This is a genomic window from Caenimonas soli, assembly GCF_013155545.1.
Lineage (GTDB): Bacteria > Pseudomonadota > Gammaproteobacteria > Burkholderiales > Burkholderiaceae_C > Ramlibacter > Ramlibacter soli.
Map to the genome: position 1 here is coordinate 186,086 of NZ_JABJVV010000006.1, position 16,388 is coordinate 202,473.

General features: G+C 65.7%; 16 protein-coding genes. 13 read left to right on the forward strand and 3 right to left on the reverse strand.

The window, feature by feature from the left end:
• The first annotated feature begins 7 nt into the window (after positions 1-7).
• From rnc to nagZ, 6 genes are all read left to right on the forward strand, one after another.
• Positions 8-691 carry a ribonuclease III gene (gene rnc / locus HNE04_RS11230; protein WP_172218841.1) on the forward strand — a complete coding sequence of 228 codons (684 nt, stop codon included), beginning with the start codon at positions 8-10 and terminating at the stop codon, positions 689-691.
• On the forward strand, positions 692-1,597 hold the full coding sequence (gene era / locus HNE04_RS11235; RefSeq protein ID WP_172218842.1) for a GTPase Era: 906 nt from the start codon (positions 692-694) through the stop codon (positions 1,595-1,597).
• Positions 1,598-1,699: 102 nt separating this feature from the next.
• Positions 1,700-2,452, forward strand: a complete 753-nt coding sequence (gene recO, locus HNE04_RS11240; RefSeq protein WP_172218843.1) for a DNA repair protein RecO — start codon at positions 1,700-1,702, stop codon at positions 2,450-2,452.
• Positions 2,449-3,213 carry a pyridoxine 5'-phosphate synthase gene (locus tag HNE04_RS11245; RefSeq protein WP_172218844.1) on the forward strand — a complete coding sequence of 255 codons (765 nt, stop codon included), beginning with the start codon at positions 2,449-2,451 and terminating at the stop codon, positions 3,211-3,213. Before recO ends, HNE04_RS11245 begins: the two co-directional genes overlap by 4 nt.
• A 5-nt stretch (positions 3,214-3,218) precedes the next feature.
• Entirely contained in the window at positions 3,219-3,617 is a 399-nt protein-coding gene (gene acpS / locus HNE04_RS11250) for a holo-ACP synthase (protein ID WP_172218845.1), read from the forward strand.
• Positions 3,618-4,676, forward strand: coding sequence for a beta-N-acetylhexosaminidase (nagZ, locus tag HNE04_RS11255; protein WP_172218846.1), 1,059 nt, complete (start codon positions 3,618-3,620; stop codon positions 4,674-4,676). It begins immediately after the preceding gene.
• 12 nt (positions 4,677-4,688) lie between these two features.
• On the opposite strand, the gene HNE04_RS11260 is transcribed toward nagZ, so the two are convergent.
• Genes HNE04_RS11260 through lysS form a run of 3 tightly spaced genes read right to left on the reverse strand, consistent with a single transcriptional unit; the run spans position 4,689 to position 7,992 of the window.
• A complete protein-coding gene (locus HNE04_RS11260) occupies positions 4,689-5,189 on the reverse strand; it encodes a M48 metallopeptidase family protein (protein ID WP_172218847.1) in 501 nt (166 codons plus the stop codon).
• Positions 5,186-6,445, reverse strand: coding sequence for an Hsp70 family protein (locus HNE04_RS11265; RefSeq protein ID WP_172218849.1), 1,260 nt, complete (start codon positions 6,443-6,445; stop codon positions 5,186-5,188). The genes HNE04_RS11260 and HNE04_RS11265 overlap by 4 nt, the downstream gene beginning before the upstream one ends.
• A gap of 8 nt (positions 6,446-6,453) precedes the next feature.
• Positions 6,454-7,992, reverse strand: coding sequence for a lysine--tRNA ligase (gene lysS, locus HNE04_RS11270; RefSeq protein WP_172218851.1), 1,539 nt, complete (start codon positions 7,990-7,992; stop codon positions 6,454-6,456).
• Positions 7,993-8,079: 87 nt separating this feature from the next.
• Between lysS and HNE04_RS11275 the strand changes: the two genes are divergently transcribed.
• The 7 genes from HNE04_RS11275 (at position 8,080) to HNE04_RS11305 (ending at position 16,388) form a co-directional block, all read left to right on the forward strand.
• Positions 8,080-9,546, forward strand: coding sequence for a lipid II flippase MurJ (locus HNE04_RS11275; protein WP_172218853.1), 1,467 nt, complete (start codon positions 8,080-8,082; stop codon positions 9,544-9,546).
• Positions 9,547-9,558: 12 nt separating this feature from the next.
• On the forward strand, positions 9,559-10,365 hold the full coding sequence (locus HNE04_RS11280) for an aldolase/citrate lyase family protein (protein WP_172218855.1): 807 nt from the start codon (positions 9,559-9,561) through the stop codon (positions 10,363-10,365).
• Complete coding sequence (locus HNE04_RS11285; RefSeq protein WP_172218857.1) at positions 10,362-10,916, forward strand: sugar transferase; 555 nt, start codon at positions 10,362-10,364, stop codon at positions 10,914-10,916. The genes HNE04_RS11280 and HNE04_RS11285 overlap by 4 nt, the downstream gene beginning before the upstream one ends.
• Positions 10,917-12,707, forward strand: a complete 1,791-nt coding sequence (asnB, locus tag HNE04_RS11290; protein ID WP_172218859.1) for an asparagine synthase (glutamine-hydrolyzing) — start codon at positions 10,917-10,919, stop codon at positions 12,705-12,707.
• Positions 12,697-13,785 carry an acyltransferase family protein gene (locus HNE04_RS11295; RefSeq protein ID WP_172218861.1) on the forward strand — a complete coding sequence of 363 codons (1,089 nt, stop codon included), beginning with the start codon at positions 12,697-12,699 and terminating at the stop codon, positions 13,783-13,785. The genes asnB and HNE04_RS11295 overlap by 11 nt, the downstream gene beginning before the upstream one ends.
• On the forward strand, positions 13,782-15,002 hold the full coding sequence (locus tag HNE04_RS11300; protein WP_172218863.1) for a UDP-glycosyltransferase: 1,221 nt from the start codon (positions 13,782-13,784) through the stop codon (positions 15,000-15,002). The genes HNE04_RS11295 and HNE04_RS11300 overlap by 4 nt, the downstream gene beginning before the upstream one ends.
• 69 nt (positions 15,003-15,071) lie before the next feature.
• Entirely contained in the window at positions 15,072-16,388 is a 1,317-nt protein-coding gene (locus tag HNE04_RS11305) for an N-acetyl sugar amidotransferase (protein WP_172218873.1), read from the forward strand.

Below are 16,388 nucleotides of genomic sequence, written 5' to 3' on the forward strand. Positions count from 1 at the left end.
GGTCAGCGTGGATGGCCAACTTATTGCACTGCAAGCGCGCTTGCAGCACCGGTTCTCAGACCCGCAGCTGCTGGCGCGGGCGCTGACGCACCGCAGCTTCTCGGCCGACCACAACGAGCGCCTCGAGTTCCTGGGCGACTCGGTCCTCAACCTCGCGGTCGCAGCGCTGCTGTATGACCGCCTCAAATCCCTGCCCGAGGGCGACCTGTCCCGGGTCAGGGCGAATCTGGTCAAGCAGGAAACGCTGCATCAGCTCGCCGTCGGGCTGGGCCTGCCCGAAGTCCTGCGCCTGGGCGAGGGCGAGACCCGTTCCGGCGGCAGCCGCAGGCCTTCGATCCTGGCCGATGCGCTCGAGGCGCTGATCGGCGCCGTGCATCTCGACTCCGGCTATGGGGCGGCCGAAGCGCTGGTGCACCGCCTGTTCCAGGACGTCGAGATCAATCCCAACATGGCGGCGACGGCCAAGGATCCCAAGACCGAGTTGCAAGAATGGCTGCAAGGCCGCAAGATGAAGCTGCCCATCTATCGGGTGGCGGCGACGCTCGGCGCGGCCCACAAACAGACGTTCGACGTGGAATGTGAAATTTCCGAACTCGGCGCGGTGGAGCGCGGCATCGGAGCATCGCGCCGGGCCGGCGAACAAGCGGCAGCCGCCGCCATGCTCCTGGCCCTGAAGGCCAAAGGGAAGTAAATGGAAACCACCACCCAGCGCTGCGGCCTGATCGCCATCGTCGGCAAGCCCAACGTCGGCAAGTCGACGCTGCTCAACGCATTGGTCGGGCAGAAGATCAGCATCACTTCCAACAAGGCCCAGACCACCCGGCACCGCATCACCGGCATCCGAACCGTGGGCGCGGCGCAGTTCGTGTTTGTGGATACGCCGGGCTTCCAGACCCGCCACAGCACGGCGCTGAACAAGTCCCTGAACAAGACCGTCGTGGGCGCGATCAGCGACGTCGACCTGGTCCTGTTCACCGTCGAGGCGGGCAAGTTCACCCCGGCCGACGCCAAGGTGCTGTCCCTGCTCAAACCCGGAATCCCGGTCCTGCTCGTGGCGAACAAGCTCGACGAAGTCCATCGTCGCGGCGACATTGCGCCCTGGCTGCAGGAGATGCAGAAGCGCCACGCCTTCACCGAGTTCGTGCCCATGTCGGCCAAGAACGCCAAGGACGTCGAACGTCTGTTTGGCATCTGTGAAAAGTACCTCCCCGAGCAGCCCTGGTGGTATGCCGAGGACGAGCTGACCGACCGCAGCGAGAAGTTCCTGGCGGCCGAAACGGTGCGCGAGAAGCTGTTTCGCTTCACGGGCGATGAGTTGCCCTATACCTCCACGGTGGTGGTGGACAAGTTCGAGGAAGAACCCAGCCCCAAGCACAAGCGGATGGTGAAGATTTCCGCAACCATCGTGGTCGAGCGCGACGGGCACAAGGCCATGGTCATCGGCGAGAAGGGCGAACGGCTCAAGCGCATAGGCACGGAGGCCCGCCAGGAGCTGGAAAAGCTGATGGATGCCAAGGTGTTCCTGGAGATCTGGGTCAAGGTGCGCTCCGGCTGGGCCGACGACGAAGCCCGGGTGCGCAGCTTCGGCTACGAGTGAAATGTTGGCCCCCACGTTTGCCGCTACGCGGCTGCTCTGCCCCCCGAGGGGGCCCAGATGCCCTAGGGGCGGCCCGTCGGGTACCTGAGCGGCTTGGCCCTCATGGCGACCAAGCGCATCTCGGACGAACCCGCCTTCGTCCTGCACCGCTACGACTGGAGCGAATCCAGCCTGATCCTGGAGGTCTTCACCCGCCACCATGGCCGCGTGGCATTGGTCGCCAAGGGCGCGAAGAAACCCAGTTCCAACTTCCGGCCGGTGCTGCTGCCGCTGCAGCCGCTGCGCGTGGCCTTCGGCGGCGATGCCGAGATTCGCACCCTCAAGGGCGCGGAATGGGTTGGCGGACAGGTCATGCCCACGGGCGAGGCCCTGCTGTCCGGCTACTACCTCAACGAGTTGTTGCTGCGGCTGCTGGCGCGCGACGATGCGCACCCGCAGCTTTTCGACGCGTACGCTGCGGCGGTGAGCGTGCTGGCCTCCGAACATGGTGAGGCGCTCGAGCCGGCGCTGCGAGCCTTCGAGCTGCTGCTGCTGCGCGAGATCGGCCTGCTGCCCTCCCTGGACCTGCAAACCCTGACGCTGGGCCCGCTGGAGCAGAACGCCCGCTACAGCCTGGTGCCCGAGGCGGGCCTGGTGGCTTCGCGCGAATCGGACGGCCGTGGCAGCCTCAGCGGTTCACAGTGGCTGGCCTTGCAGCGAGCCGTGGACGACGCGGCCCCGTTCAACGCAACGTTGCAGCAGGCGGCCCACATGATGGCCGAGCTCAAGCCCCAACTGCGGACCTTGCTGCACTACCATTGCGGGGTAACAACGCTGCGAACCCGGCAGCTGATGATCGACCTGCAGGACCTATGACTTCCTCCACGACGAAAACCGCGCTGTCCGTGAACCTCAACAAGGTAGCGTTGGTGCGCAACACCAGGCACCTGGGCATCCCGAGCGTGCTTCGCGCGGCGACGCTGTGTCTGGAAGCCGGCGCCCATGGCATCACGGTTCATCCACGTCCGGATGCGCGCCACATCCGGGCCACCGACGTGCGCGAATTGCACCAGCTGCTTGGCTCATGGCCCGGCGTCGAATTCAACATCGAGGGCAACCCCTTTCACAACCTGATGGATTTCGTGCGCGACCTGCGGCCCCAGCAGTGCACCCTGGTGCCCGACAGCGAAGGGCAGCTCACCAGCGACCATGGCTGGGACCTCGAGGCCGACGCGCAGCGCTTGCGGCCCGTGATCGAGGAAGCCCGGTCGCTGGGCGTGCGAGTCAGCCTGTTCATGGACCCGCTGCCGCACGCCATGGCCGCCGCCAGGGAGATCGGCGCGGACCGGGTGGAGCTCTATACCGAAAGCTATGCCAGTGCTTTCGGCACGCCGCGGCAGGACGAGGTGTTGCAGGGCTTTGCCAGGGCCGCGCAGGCGGCGCGGGCGGCTGGCCTGGGCGTGAACGCCGGCCACGATCTCAATCGAGAGAATCTGGCGCCGTTCCTGCGCGCCGTGCCCGAGGTCGGCGAAGTGTCGATCGGCCATGCGCTGATCTCCGACGCCCTGGAACTCGGATATGCCGCCACGGTGAAGGCCTACCTCGCCGCCATCGACCGGGCGTTTCAGGGGCGCTGATCGCGATGATCCACGGCATAGGGACCGACGTCTGCGACGTGCGCCGCATCCGGGTTTCGCTGGAGCGGCACGGCGAGCGTTTCGCCCGCAAGATCCTCAGCGATGGCGAACTGGCCGTCTGGCAAGCCCGCAGCAAGCGCTGGCCGGAACGCGGCCTGCGCTTCCTGGCGACCCGTTTTTCAGCCAAGGAGGCGTTCAGCAAGGCCGTCGGCCTGGGCCTGCGCATGCCGATGACCTGGCGCCTGTGCGAGATAGCCAACCTGCCCAGCGGCAAGCCGGTCATCGTGCTGCATGGCGGACTGAAGGAATGGTTCGAGAAGCAGGGCCTGACGGCCCATGTGACCGTGACCGACGAAACCGACTACGCGGCCAGCTTCGTCGTGGTCGAGAAGAAAGAAAACTGAATGACCGAACACGCACCCCTGGTCCTGGACATCGCCGGGACTTCCCTCACTGCTGCCGATCGCCGGCGCCTGGCGCACCCGCTGACCGGCGGCATGATCCTGTTCGGCCGCAACTGGCAGGACCGCGCCCAGCTGGCGCAGCTGTGCGCCGAGATCAAGTCGGTTCGCGGCGACCTCTTGATTTGCGTGGACCACGAGGGCGGCCGGGTACAGCGCTTTAGAACCGACGGCTTCACGCACCTGCCTCCGATGCGGGTCTTGGGCGAGCTGTGGATGCGCGACGCCATGGCGGCGACCAACGCCGCCAGCGCCGTCGGCTATGTGCTGGGCGCAGAGCTGCGGGCCTGTGGCGTGGACTTCAGCTTCACGCCGGTGCTCGACCTCGATTGGGGCGAAAGCGGCGTCATCGGCGATCGGTCCTTCCACCGCGATCCGCGCGTGGCGGCCTTGCTGGCCAAGAGCCTCATGCACGGACTGCTGCTTGCCGGAATGGCCAACTGCGGCAAGCACTTCCCCGGCCACGGCTTCGTGAAGGCGGATTCTCACACCGACATCCCGGTGGACCGGCGCAGCCTCAAGGCGATCCTGGCCGACGATGCCGCGCCGTACCAATGGCTCAACACCACCTTGACCAGCGTTATGCCGGCGCATGTCATCTATTCCAAGGTCGATCCGCGGCCGGCGGGCTTTTCCAGCCGCTGGCTGAACGACATACTGCGGCGCCAACTGGGCTTTGGCGGTGCCATTTTCAGCGACGATTTGAGCATGGCGGGGGCGCGCATGATCGACGGACGCGAGGTGAGCTACACCGAAGCGGGTGTCGCCGCCTTGAATGCCGGCTGCGACATGGTGCTGCTGTGCAACCAGTCGGTGGGCGAGGGCGAGGCCGTCGATGAACTGCTGGATGGCTTGACCGAAGCGCAGCTCAAGGGCGGGTGGCAGCCGAGCGAAGCCAGCGAAGAGCGGCGGCTTGCGCTGCTGCCCTCCAGCCCCGCCAAGGCGTGGGATGACCTGATGGCCGACCCTGCCTACCGGCACGCGCTGGATCTGATTCCCTGACCGTCGGCGGTTTCAGCGCCAGGCCGGCTGGCCTCCGGCGTCGAGATGCGTCAGGTACAGGCGCAGGTGAAACTCGTATTGATGGTATTGCGGCTCCATCCGGGCGCAGAGCTGGTAGAACGCCTTGTCATGGTCGCGCTCCTTGAGGTGGGCCAGCTCGTGCACGGCGATCATGCGCAGGAATTCCAGCGGCGTCTCGCGCAACTGGGCCGCTACACGGATCTCGCGTTTGGCCTTGAGTTTGCTCCCCTGTACCCGCGACACGGTGGTGTGCGTGCCGAGCGCGTGCTGGACGACTTGCAGCTTGCTGTCGTAAACGATCTTGCTCAAGGGGCTGGAGCTGCGCAGGAAGGTGTTCTTGAGCTCCATGACGTAGTCGTACAGGGCCCTGTCGGTGCGAATGCCGTGGCCATCGGGGTATCTATCCAGCAGCCAGTCGCCCAGCCGCTCTTGTGCGATCAGGCTGCGCACCTGCGCCAGGGTCGCTTCGGGGTAGCCGGCCAGGTAGTTCAAACCCGTTCCCCCGCGTAGGCTAGGCCCGATGCGACGCCACCGAACAGGTCGCCTTCGATAAGCTCGGTGTCGGGGAAGGCGCGGCGCAGCGCCTCCTGGAAAGGCATGAGGGCCGAGGAACCACCGGTGAGGTAGAGCGCATCGAGATCGCCTGCCTTCAGGCCGGCCCGGCGGACGCACTCATGGGCGCAATGTACGACCCTTTCCAGCAGTCCGGCCAAGTGGCGGGCAATGGCGCGCACATCGAGTTCGGCGCCCAGGCCGGGTTCGATGTAGGACAGATCGATGTTCGCCGCGCCGTCGGCGCCGGAACGGATCTTGGCATGCTCGACCTCGCCGGCCAGCCGGTGCCCAAGGCGCTGCTTCAGCACCGCCAGGAGGCGATCGTGCATCCGTGTGTCGCTGTAATTGACCCGCAGTTGCTCGGCTTGCTGCAGCATGCGTGGCGTGTACAGCCAATTGATCAGATGCCAGGTCGCCAGGTCGGAAAGCATCGCGCCCGGGACTTCGCGTCCCTGTGGCCCGTGATGGCGCAGGCCCAGCAGCGGCATGACCTGTTCCAGGCTCAGTTTCCGGTCGAAATCGGTTCCGCCTATGTGGACGCCGCTGGTCGCCAGGATATCGTCCGCGCGGTCCCGCCGCGCGGCGCGTGCGGGTCCCAGGCGCACCACGGTGAAGTCCGAGGTGCCGCCGCCGACATCCACGATGAGTGTGAGCGCTTCGCGGCCGACTCGCCGCTCATAGTCGAACGCCGCAGCGATGGGCTCCAGCTCGAACGACACTTCGCCGAAGCCCGCGGCTGTGGCTGCTTTGCCCAGCGCGCTCTGGGCCCTGCGATCGCGTGCCGGGTCGTCGTCGACGAAATGCACGGGCCGGCCGATGACGACATGACGGGGCCTGCCGCCCAGATGCCGCTCGGCGCGATTTCCCAGCTCACTCAGGAATCTGGAAATGACGTCCTGGAAACTCACGAGTCCGTCCGGAACGGCGGTCTTCTCCTGCAAGAGGCTGCTACCGAGCAAGCTCTTGAGCGATCGCATCAGGCGGCCGTCGGTGCCGCTCAGGTAAAGGCCGATCGCATCGCGTCCGAAGTGGATGCTGCGATCTTCGGCGTTGAAGAAAACGGCGGTCGGTAGCGCGGTCGCTTCCCCCTCCAACGGCACGAGCCGCGCCAACCCGTCGCTCGCGACCGCCGCGATGGCCGAGTTGGAGGTTCCGAAATCGATGCCCAGGGTATGGGCCAGACGGCCCGGCATGGGGCCGATCAGGATTCCCGGCGCAGCGCCGGGAACAGGATCACGTCGCGGATGCTCGGGCTGTCCGTCAGCAGCATCATCAAGCGGTCGATGCCGATTCCGCAGCCGCCGGTGGGGGGCATGCCGTATTCCAGCGCGCGCACGAAATCGTGATCGTAGAACATGGCTTCGTCATCGCCGGAATCCTTGGCATCGACCTGGGCCGCGAATCGGGCGGCCTGTTCTTCCGCGTCGTTGAGCTCCGAGAAGCCGTTGCCGAACTCGCGCCCCGTGATGTAGAGCTCGAAGCGTTCGGTCACCTCCGGACGGGAGTCATTGGCGCGGGCCAGCGGGGAGATCTCGGTCGGGTGTTCCATGATGAAGGTGGGCTGCCAGAGCTTCTCTTCCACCGTTTCCTCGAAGAACATCACCTGCAGGCTCGCCAGGGACCGCCCCGACAGCTTGTCCTTCTCCTCGTTCTTGCCCAGCTTGCGCAGGGCATTGATCAGCCAGTCGCGGCTGTCCGCGCCGTCTCCCGCCTCGGTGTGCTTGGCGATGGCCTCGCGAATGGTCAGCCGCTCGAACGGCTGGGCCAGGTCCACCGGCTTGCCGCTGTAGCTCAGTTGCAGCGTGCCCGTGGCTTTCTGGGCGGCGTCGCGAATCAGTGCCTCGGTGAAGTCCATCAGGTCGCGGTAATTCCAGTAGGCCGCGTAGAACTCCATCATCGTGAACTCGGGGTTGTGCCGTACCGAGATCCCTTCGTTGCGGAAGTTGCGGTTGATCTCGAACACCCGCTCGAAGCCGCCCACGATCAGGCGCTTCAGGTACAGCTCCGGCGCGATGCGCAGGAACATCTCCTGGTCCAGGGCGTTGTGGTGGGTCACGAAAGGCTTGGCATTGGCTCCGCCCGGGATGGGATGCAGCATGGGCGTTTCCACTTCGAGGAAGCCGTTGGACACCATGAAATCGCGGATGCTGCTGACAGCCTTGCTGCGGGCCACGAAGCGGTCGCGCGAGGCCGGATCCATCATCAGGTCCACGTAGCGCTGGCGGTACTTCACCTCCTGGTCGGCGATGCCGTGGAACTTGTCCGGCATAGGCCGCAGGCTCTTGGTGAGCAGGCGGATGCTGGTGGCGTGCAGGGAGAGCTCGCCCGTGCGCGTCTTGAACAGCTTGCCCTCGGCGGCCACGATGTCGCCCAGGTCCCAATGCTTGAAGGCGGCGTAGGTTTCCTCGCCCACGTCGTCGCGCGTCACATACACCTGGAACCGGCCGGTGCCGTCCTGCAAGGTGGCGAAGCTGGCCTTGCCCATCACCCGCTTGAGCATCATCCGCCCGGCGATGCTGGCGGCAGTGCCCTGTTCGGCCAAAAGCTCGGTCGTCTTGTCGCCGTGGTGGGCCAGCAGATCCGCTGCGTGGTGGCCCGGCTTGAAGTCGTTGGGGAAGGCCACGCCCTTGCCTTGGCGCTGCGCCTCGCGCAGGGCCTTGAGCTTTTCCCGGCGCTCGGCGATCAGCTGGTTTTCGTCAGTGGGCGGCGCGGTCGGGGCAGGAGTGTTCTTGTCGGACATGGAGGCGGCAGGTAGGGGAATTGCGGGCGAAACCGTTGATTTTAGTTTTTTGTGGCCCCGCCCCACCCGCGCTTGATAATCCACGCCATGTTTTTGAAAGCCGGCGCCCTGTCCCTGGCCCTGCTGCTGGCCAGCCGGCTGCTCGGTTTGGTGCGCGAATCGGCCCAGGCGGCCGCTTTCGGCACCTCGGGCCTGGCCGACGTCGTGGTGCTGATGCTGACCCTGCCGGACTGGCTGGCCGGCGTCCTGGCCAGCGGCGCGCTGGCCTACGTGCTGGTGCCGGCCTGGGCGGGCCAGAGCGCGGCTCAGGTGGTCGCGACCGGGCGCAAGCTGACATGGGGCCTGCTTGGCGCCGGCGGCTTGCTGGCCCTCCTGCTGGTGCTTTTGCGCCAGCCCGTGGCTGGCTGGCTGGCCGGCGGGCTTCCCGCGGCCATGCTGCCCGAGGCGGGCCGCGCCCTGATCTGGAGCGCGATAGCGCTTCCGGCGGCTTTGCTGGCGGCCTTGTGGACCACCCGGCTCCAGCACGAACGCGACTTCACCGGCATGTATGGCGCCAACTTGGTGGTCAATGGATCGCTGATCGCTGCCATTGCCTGGGCGGCGTGGCGCGTTCCAGCGGCGGATGCCGTGCTCTGGCTCGGCGTGGGGCTGGGGGCGGCCATGTTGCTTCGGCTGGCCTGGTTGCGCTGGCGAACCCCCGCGCACGTGTCGCAATCAAAAATGGGCGAGGGGGAGGGGGCTATGTTGCCCGGCCCCCCGGTCTGGCTGTGGGCCGCGTTGTCGGCCGGCTTGCCGCTGGCCCTGCCGTTCGCGGCGCGCTCAATCGCCTCGCAGTCCGGCGAGGGCTCGCTGGCGACGTTCAACTACGCATGGAAACTGGTCGAGCTTCCACTGCTGCTGGCGATCCAGCTGGTTGCCGCCCTGGCTTTTCCGGCCATTGCCCGAGCCCTCGCAACAGGGGATGTGGATGCGGCGCGAGCCGCGGTACGTGCCGCTTTCGCGCTGGCCTGGGCACTGGCTTGTGCCTCCGCCGCAGCACTGCTGGTCGGCGCGCCGGCCATCGCCGGCTTGCTGTTCGGGTGGGGCCGCATGGAACCGCAGGCGCTGGCGCGGGTGGCGCAATGGGGCGCCCTGGGTGCGTGGGGCTTGTTGCCGCAAGCGCTGATCGCGGTTGCGCTGACGGTTCTGGCCGCACGCGGCCGCATGAAGGCAGCAGTGCTGGCTTACGGTTTGGCGCTGGCACTACTACTTGTTTACGGAGTCTCGGGCGGGCAGGACGGCGGGCGGCTGATGGGGGTCCTCAACCTGCTGCAAGCCACGGTGGCGGCCGGCGTCCTCGTGGCGCTGGGTTCGAGCGCGCGTTCCTGGCTGCCCTGGCGCGCCATGCTTGTTTCGCTGTTGTGCCTGCTGGTGCTGGCCGGCCTCGCGGCGCAGGCTTCGGTGCCATCCCTGGGCTTATGGTCCGGATTGGCGCTGGCAGCCTTGGCCGGCCTCGCGGTCATGGCCGCCACATGGTGGGGCAGCGGCGACCTGCGCGCGGCGCTCGCGCGATAATCGTTGTGTTCCATGCTTGAACTGATACAGATCACGAACGATCCGGCATTCGCGCGCCGGTGCGACGCGCTCGGCGGTTTCCGGCTTTGGGTCGATCTGGAGCGCCTGGGCAAGGCCGAGCGCCAGGCCGGGCGCAACACTTTCATCAGCGCGCACTCCGTGGAGGATGTTGCCTCCATCAAGCAGGTGCTGCGTAACTCGCCGTTGATGGTGCGCCTTAACCCGATGCATGAGTCCACCGCTGCAGAAGTCGAGGCAACGCTGGCACGAGGGGCCGACCAGCTGATGCTGCCCATGTTCATGCAAGCCGGCGAGCTGCGCGATTTTTGCGGCATCGTGGCCGGCCGTGTGCCCGTCGTGGCCTTGCTGGAAACGGGTTCCGCGCTGGAATGTCTGGATGAGTGGATAGCCACGCCCGGGCTTGCCGAAGTGTTCGTCGGACTCAACGACCTGCACCTGTCACTGGGACACCGCTTCATGTTTCAACCGCTGGCCCTCGGGCTGGTCGATCGCGTGGCGGCAGCGGCCAGGCGGCAGGGCCTGCGATTCGGATTCGGCGGCATTGCGCGGCTGGACGAGGGCATGCTGCCGGGCCGCGACGTGCTGGCCGAACACCTGCGCCTGGGATCGGGCTCGGTCATCCTGTCGCGCACCTTTCATCGGGGCGACGAGAGCGCGGCGTTCGAGTCCGAGGTGGCCAAGCTGCGCCAGGCCGAGCACGAACTGGCCGGCCGAACGCGAGAGCAGGTCCTGCGCGATCAGGAGCGCATTACGGCCGTCATCGATCGGATCGCGGCCGGGGCGGGTCCGGCTGCATGAAGCGGGCCCTCGATGTGATGCTTTCCCTGATTGCCCTGGCGTTGCTGTCACCGGTAATAGCGACTGCGGCTGTCGCTATCGGGCTGGAAAGCGGACGGCCGGTTCTCTTTCGCCAAACCCGGCTGGGCCTGCGTGGCCGCGAATTCGCCATGTACAAATTCCGCAGCATGGTCGCGAACGCCGCCTCCATCGGGCCCTATCACACCGCCGCGGATGATCCGCGCGTTACGCGGGTTGGCCGCTATCTGCGGCGCACCAGCATCGACGAACTGCCGCAATTGTTCAACGTCCTCACAGGCGACATGAGTCTGGTCGGTCCGCGGCCGGACGTGCCTGCGCAACGCGCGGGCTACACCGACGCCGACTGGGCCGAGCGCTGCAGCGTCCGCCCGGGCATCACCGGCCTGGCCCAGGCGCTGCTGCGCTCCGATGCAACCGCAGCACAGCGCCTCGCACTGGACCTGCGCTATGCGCGGGAACACAGCCTCTGGCTGGACTGCAAGATCATGCTCATGACGCTCGCGCGCGTGAGCGGCAAGGGAAGCAACTAGATGTGCGGAATCTTCGGCTATTGGGATCGCGGCCGCAAGGCATTGCCGGGCGACGCGCTCGCCGCCATGGCGCAGAAACTCGTCCATCGCGGGCCGGACGACGAGGGCCTGTGGAGCCAGCCGCACCGTGGCGTGGCCATCGGCAACCGGCGGCTTTCGATCATCGACATCGGTGGTGGCCACCAGCCTTTCGTTTCGGATGACGGCCAGGTCGCAGTCGTCCAGAACGGAGAGATATTCAACTATGTCGAGCTTGCCGCGGAACTGCGCCGCCAGGGCGTGGTGCTGCGCACCGCTTCCGACACCGAGGTCATCTTGCGCCTGTACGAGCGCGAGGGCATCGCTTGCGTCGGCAAGCTCAACGGCATGTTCGCCATCGCCATCGACGACGCGCGCGAGGACGCGATGTACCTGGTGCGCGACCGCATCGGTGTCAAACCGCTGTACGTTGCCGACGACGGGCAGCGAGCGGTGTTCGCGTCGGAGATCAAGGCCATGTTGCCGTGGACGCAGGCCAGCGCGGGACTGGCAGGCATCGATATCGAGGCGATTCATCACTACCTGAGTTTCAACTACATCCCCGCGCCGTGGACCATTTGGCGCGGCATCCGCCACGTGATGCCCGGGACCTGGATGAAGTTCACCCGTTCTGGGGTGCAGACGCAGCGCTGGTGGAACCTGGCGGCGCAGCAGGAGCGCGATTTCGAGTTCGACGAATGGGCGCAGGAGTTCATGGCCATCCTGGACGACGCGACGCGCATTCGCTTGCGCGCCGATGTCCCCTGGGGGGCCTTTCTTTCGGGCGGAGTGGACTCGAGCACCATCGTGGGTCTGATGGCCCGGCATGTCGACAGCCCGGTGAAAACCTTCTGCATAGGCTTTGCCGATCCGCGCTATGACGAGTCGGCCTTCGCGGCGGAGGCGGCCCGGCGCTTCGGCTGCCAGCACACGAGCGAGATCGCCGAGCTGAACATGCTGGATCGGTGGCCGCAGGTTCTATATCACCTGGACCAGCCGCACGGCGACGCGTCTTTCATGCCGACGCTGCGGGTGAGCGAACTCGCGGCCAAGCACGTGAAGGTCGTGCTGACCGGAGACGGCGGCGACGAATTGTTTGCCGGCTACGAGAAATACGGCGACTTCTTCGCCCGGTCCGATGCACAGGCCATGGCGATCCCCGCTTTCCACCGCAGCTATTTCGACTCGATCTCGCTGTTCAGCCCGCAAGCCAAGCAGGCCTTGTACCAGCCTGCCGTGGCCGCGCAGTTGCGAGGGCTGGACAGCTTCGAAGCCGCAGCCAAGCCCTGGTTCGACGAAGCGTCGCATTTCGACCGCCTCAACCAGGCCCTGTACCTGGACATGCAGTTGCTGCTCTCGGGCAACAACCTGGTCAAGCCGGACCGCATGGGCATGGCGGTGTCGATCGAGGCGCGCACGCCTTTCCTGGACTGGCGGATGATGGAATTCGCATTCCGCTCGCGTGGCGCAACCAAACTGCACGCGGGCGACAAGAAACATTGGTACAAGAAGGCCGTGACTCCGCTGATCGGCGCCGACCTGGCTTATCGCAAGAAGCAGATGTTCACCGTGCCGGTGGGCGAATGGTTCAGGGGCGAGAGCCATGTCTGGTTGCGCGGGACGCTCGAGGGCAGCGAATTGTTGCGCCGCTTGTGTCGGCCTGAAGGGGTGGAGAACTTGCTGGCTGGCCATCGCGACGGCAGCGCGAATTACACCCGTGAATTGCGCGCCCTGGCTGCCTTGGCATTGTGGGAGCGCGGACTTGAGCATTGATGCGCTCAGGGCGCCGGTCCCAGGCGCGGTTGCTACCGCCGTCAATCGCGGCCACGTCTACTACGGCGGAATCCAGGATTTGCGAGGCTGGGCGGCGCTGCTTGTCGTCCTCTACCACGCCCATGTCCTGTTCCAGAAAGAAAAGTACTTCGGCTTCCAGGTGTTTGGCGGATTTTTCGAGTTCGGCCACCGGGGCGTCGACCTGTTCTTTGTGATCAGCGGCTTTCTCATGGCTATGCTCACGCACGAGCCCGAGCAGAAGAGCCGGGCGTGGGAGTTCTTGCTTGCCAGGGCACGGCGTATCTATGTGCCCTTCGTCCCGGTCATGCTCGGGCTGACGGGAGGGTGCCTGGTGTTCGCGAACGCCTGCCCGGCCGCCTACTCGTTCGACACCTCCACCGTGCTTGCGAACCTGTTGATCGTGCCGCGGGAGAATCTGGACACTTTTGTGCCGGTGGTGGCGTGGACGCTGGCGCATGAGCTCTTCTTCTACCTGATGACTTTCGCATCGCTGCTGCTGGGCCGGCTGGGCGCGATGCTGCTGGGCCTCTGGCTGGCGGCTTCCGGTGCGGTCATGCTGGCGGGGATGCAATTGCCGTTTCCATGGTCGTTCATCCTCTCCCCCTACAACATCGCCTTCGGTCTGGGGTTCCTGGCCTTCAAGATCAACCGCTGGAGGGGGGTGAAAATCCCGGCGAGGGCTAGTCTGGCCGTAGGCGCTTGCGCCTTCCTGGCGCTGGGCGCCGTGGAGGCGTTCAGCGGTGTGCCCGCCGGCAAGGCAGCCTCGACGGCGCTGATGCTCGGCTTCTTTGTCTCCTCCTTCTTCCTGGTACTGGGATTTCTGGGCCAACCCACCAGGTGGGTGCGGCCGTTGGGCAACGCTTCCTATTCCATCTACCTGGTGCATTACCCACTGCTGGTGGTGCTTTGCATGTTGCTGCGCTTCCGGAGCGGCGAGATCGCGCTTCACTTGCAATACTTGGCGCTGGTGGCCATCACGCTGGCGTGCGCCGGCGCGTACTACATGCTCATGGAGCGGCCGGCATTGCGGCTGGTGGGGCGGAGGGACGGCGCATGAACGGTGCGGCATCCCAACGCACGGTCTTGTTCGTTGCCTACGGTAGCGGCCACATCAAGATGGTGGTGCCCGTGGCGAAAGCCCTGGCTATGCAGGGCGAAGTTCGCCCGTTGGTTCTGGCGCTGACCACTGCGGCTGCCGTTGCGCGGGCAGCCGGGTTGGAGGTGGTCCAGTTCAAGGATTTCGTGACCGCCGCCGATGGCGCTGCGCTGGAACTTGGCCGCGCGATGATGCGCGATATGAGCGGGCCCATCGCGGACCCCGACGACACGGTTGCCTATCTTGGTCTGTCCATGTCCGACCTGATCGACACGCTGGGTGCCGACGCCGCGCGGGCTTCATACGCCAAGTTCGGTCGCCAGGCCTTTCTGCCACGGCGGACCGTAGAGCGGATCCTGCGTCAGGTCGGGCCTGCCCTGTTGGTGGCCACGAATTCGCCGCGCGCGGAGCGTGCTGCCATCGAGGCCGCCGGATCTCTCGGCATACCCTCCGTCTGCATGGTGGATCTTTTCTGCATCGACGAAGTGAAATGGATAGGGAAACCGGGCTACGCGGACCGGGTCTGCGTGCTGAACGAATCGGTGCGGGAATTCCTGATCGGCGCAGGCCGCTTGGCGACAGAAGTCGAAGTGACGGGGAATCCTGGATTCGACGCGCTGCGCGCCCCCGCGATGGCGGCGCTCGGCGCCCAGATTCGGCGCAAGAACGATTGGGATGGCCGCAAGGTCGTTTTATGGCCGACGCAGACCGAGCCCGCGTTTCATCCGTTCAATGGCACTCCTGGCGATCCGGGCCTGCCGGGACGCGCGCTCGCGGAGGTGATCCGGTGGATCCTGGCGCGAGAAGATAGCGTGCTGTGCGTTCGCCCGCGCGCCGGTGATCCGCAGCCGTTGCTTCCGGCGGACCCGCGGATTGTCCTGACCGGCCAGGACTGGCCCCTGCACCCGCTTCTTCACGCGGTCGATGTGGTTGCGACGTTGAACTCCACGGTCGGCCTGGAGGGGCATTTGGCCGGGGCACGGCTCTTGCAGGTGCTGGGGTCCGTCTTCGATGACGCCATGCCACTGGAGCGCTATGGCGTTGCCGATTTGGCCGTGCCTGTTCCCGGAATCGCTTCCGGTCTCGATCGCCTGCGTCAAATGCCGCGGCGCGAGGTGCACGTGGCGGGCCAGGCAGCAACCGACCGCGTGGTCGAGGTGATCCGCGGCTTCCTATAATCCCCTTGCAAGGGGCCGCGACGGTGCTGCCCCTCGAAGCTGTTCCACTCCACAATCCAGCCGCAGTGCATGCAACTCATACCTAACCCGGTTCCGGTCGATTTGTCCCAGTTCGAGTCAGGGGAAGACAACGCGCGGGTGCTTTATGGCCTCCCGCGCCAGGTGCAATTCTGCAAGCGCTGCGTTATTTCCAACCAGCGGCCCAACTCGGCCGTGGAGTACGAACACACCAAGGCCAGCAAGAAGGCCACGATTGCCTTCGACGCCGAAGGCGTGTGCGACGCCTGCCGCTTCGCCGAACAGAAGCACGGCACCATTGACTGGAAGACCAGGGAGGACCAGCTGGCGGCGCTATGCGACAAATTTCGCAGCAAGTCCGGCTACGACTGCCTGGTGCCGGGGTCGGGGGGAAAGGACAGCTTTTACGCATCACACGTGCTGAAAACGCGATTCGGCATGCATCCGCTCACCGTGACCTGGGCACCGCACGTTTATACGGAATGGGGTTGGAAAAATTTCCAGTCGTGGCTGCACGCAGGTTTTGACAACTACCTGATGACACCCAACGGCCGCGTGCACCGCCTGCTGACGCGCCTGGCTGTGGAGAACCTGTTCCACCCTTTCCAGGCCTTCATCTTTGGCCAGAAGTCCCTCGCGCCCAAGATGGCGGTGCTGCACGACATTCCCTTCGTGATCTATGGAGAGAATGAGGCGGAGTACGGCAATCCCATCGGCGATACCAGCAGCGCCAAACGCGATTGGTCGTATTTCACCGCGGCCGACAAGAACAGCATCTATCTTGGCGGCACCTCGCTGGCGAGCCTGTACAACGACTATGGGCTGGAAGAGCAGGACCTGCTGCCTTACCTGCCCGCCGATCCGGCGCAGATGGAGAAAAAGCAGGTCGAGGTGCACTACCTGGGCTACTACCTCAAGTGGCATCCGCAAAGCTGCTACTACTACGCGGTGGAGCACGGAGGCTTCGAGGCATCCCCGGAGCGCACCCCGGGCACCTACAGCAAGTACAACAGCATCGACGACCGGATCGACGACTATCACTACTACACGACGTACATCAAGTTCGGCATCGGCCGCGCCACCTACGACGCCGCTCAGGAGATCCGCTCCCGCGACATCACCCGCGACGAGGGCGTTGCACTGGTGCGGCGTTACGACGGCGAGTTTCCCGAACGATTCATCGACGAGATCCTGCGTTACCTGAGTATCCCGCAGAGGGAATTTCCGAAGGCCTCCAAGATGTTCGAGTCGCCCGTCATGGACCGGGACTATTTCATGCGGCTCGCGGACACGTTCCGCTCGCCGCATCTCTGGAAGCGCGAGAACGGCCAGTGGAAGTTGCGCCACACCGTGTTCGGGTCCGTCTGA

Excerpts from the sequence above, each read along its gene's own strand:
- era (WP_172218842.1), top strand. The coding sequence starts at position 692 with ATGGAAACCACCACCCAGCGCTGCGGCCTGATCGCCATCGTCGGCAAG.
- recO (WP_172218843.1), top strand. The coding sequence starts at position 1,700 with ATGGCGACCAAGCGCATCTCGGACGAACCCGCCTTCGTCCTGCACCGC.
- HNE04_RS11245 (WP_172218844.1), top strand. The coding sequence starts at position 2,449 with ATGACTTCCTCCACGACGAAAACCGCGCTGTCCGTGAACCTCAACAAG.
- acpS (WP_172218845.1), top strand. The coding sequence starts at position 3,219 with ATGATCCACGGCATAGGGACCGACGTCTGCGACGTGCGCCGCATCCGG.
- nagZ (WP_172218846.1), top strand. The coding sequence starts at position 3,618 with ATGACCGAACACGCACCCCTGGTCCTGGACATCGCCGGGACTTCCCTC.
- HNE04_RS11265 (WP_172218849.1), bottom strand. The coding sequence starts at position 6,445 with ATGCCGGGCCGTCTGGCCCATACCCTGGGCATCGATTTCGGAACCTCC.
- lysS (WP_172218851.1), bottom strand. The coding sequence starts at position 7,992 with ATGTCCGACAAGAACACTCCTGCCCCGACCGCGCCGCCCACTGACGAA.
- HNE04_RS11275 (WP_172218853.1), top strand. The coding sequence starts at position 8,080 with ATGTTTTTGAAAGCCGGCGCCCTGTCCCTGGCCCTGCTGCTGGCCAGC.
- HNE04_RS11280 (WP_172218855.1), top strand. The coding sequence starts at position 9,559 with ATGCTTGAACTGATACAGATCACGAACGATCCGGCATTCGCGCGCCGG.
- HNE04_RS11285 (WP_172218857.1), top strand. The coding sequence starts at position 10,362 with ATGAAGCGGGCCCTCGATGTGATGCTTTCCCTGATTGCCCTGGCGTTG.
- asnB (WP_172218859.1), top strand. The coding sequence starts at position 10,917 with ATGTGCGGAATCTTCGGCTATTGGGATCGCGGCCGCAAGGCATTGCCG.
- HNE04_RS11300 (WP_172218863.1), top strand. The coding sequence starts at position 13,782 with ATGAACGGTGCGGCATCCCAACGCACGGTCTTGTTCGTTGCCTACGGT.
- HNE04_RS11305 (WP_172218873.1), top strand. The coding sequence starts at position 15,072 with ATGCAACTCATACCTAACCCGGTTCCGGTCGATTTGTCCCAGTTCGAG.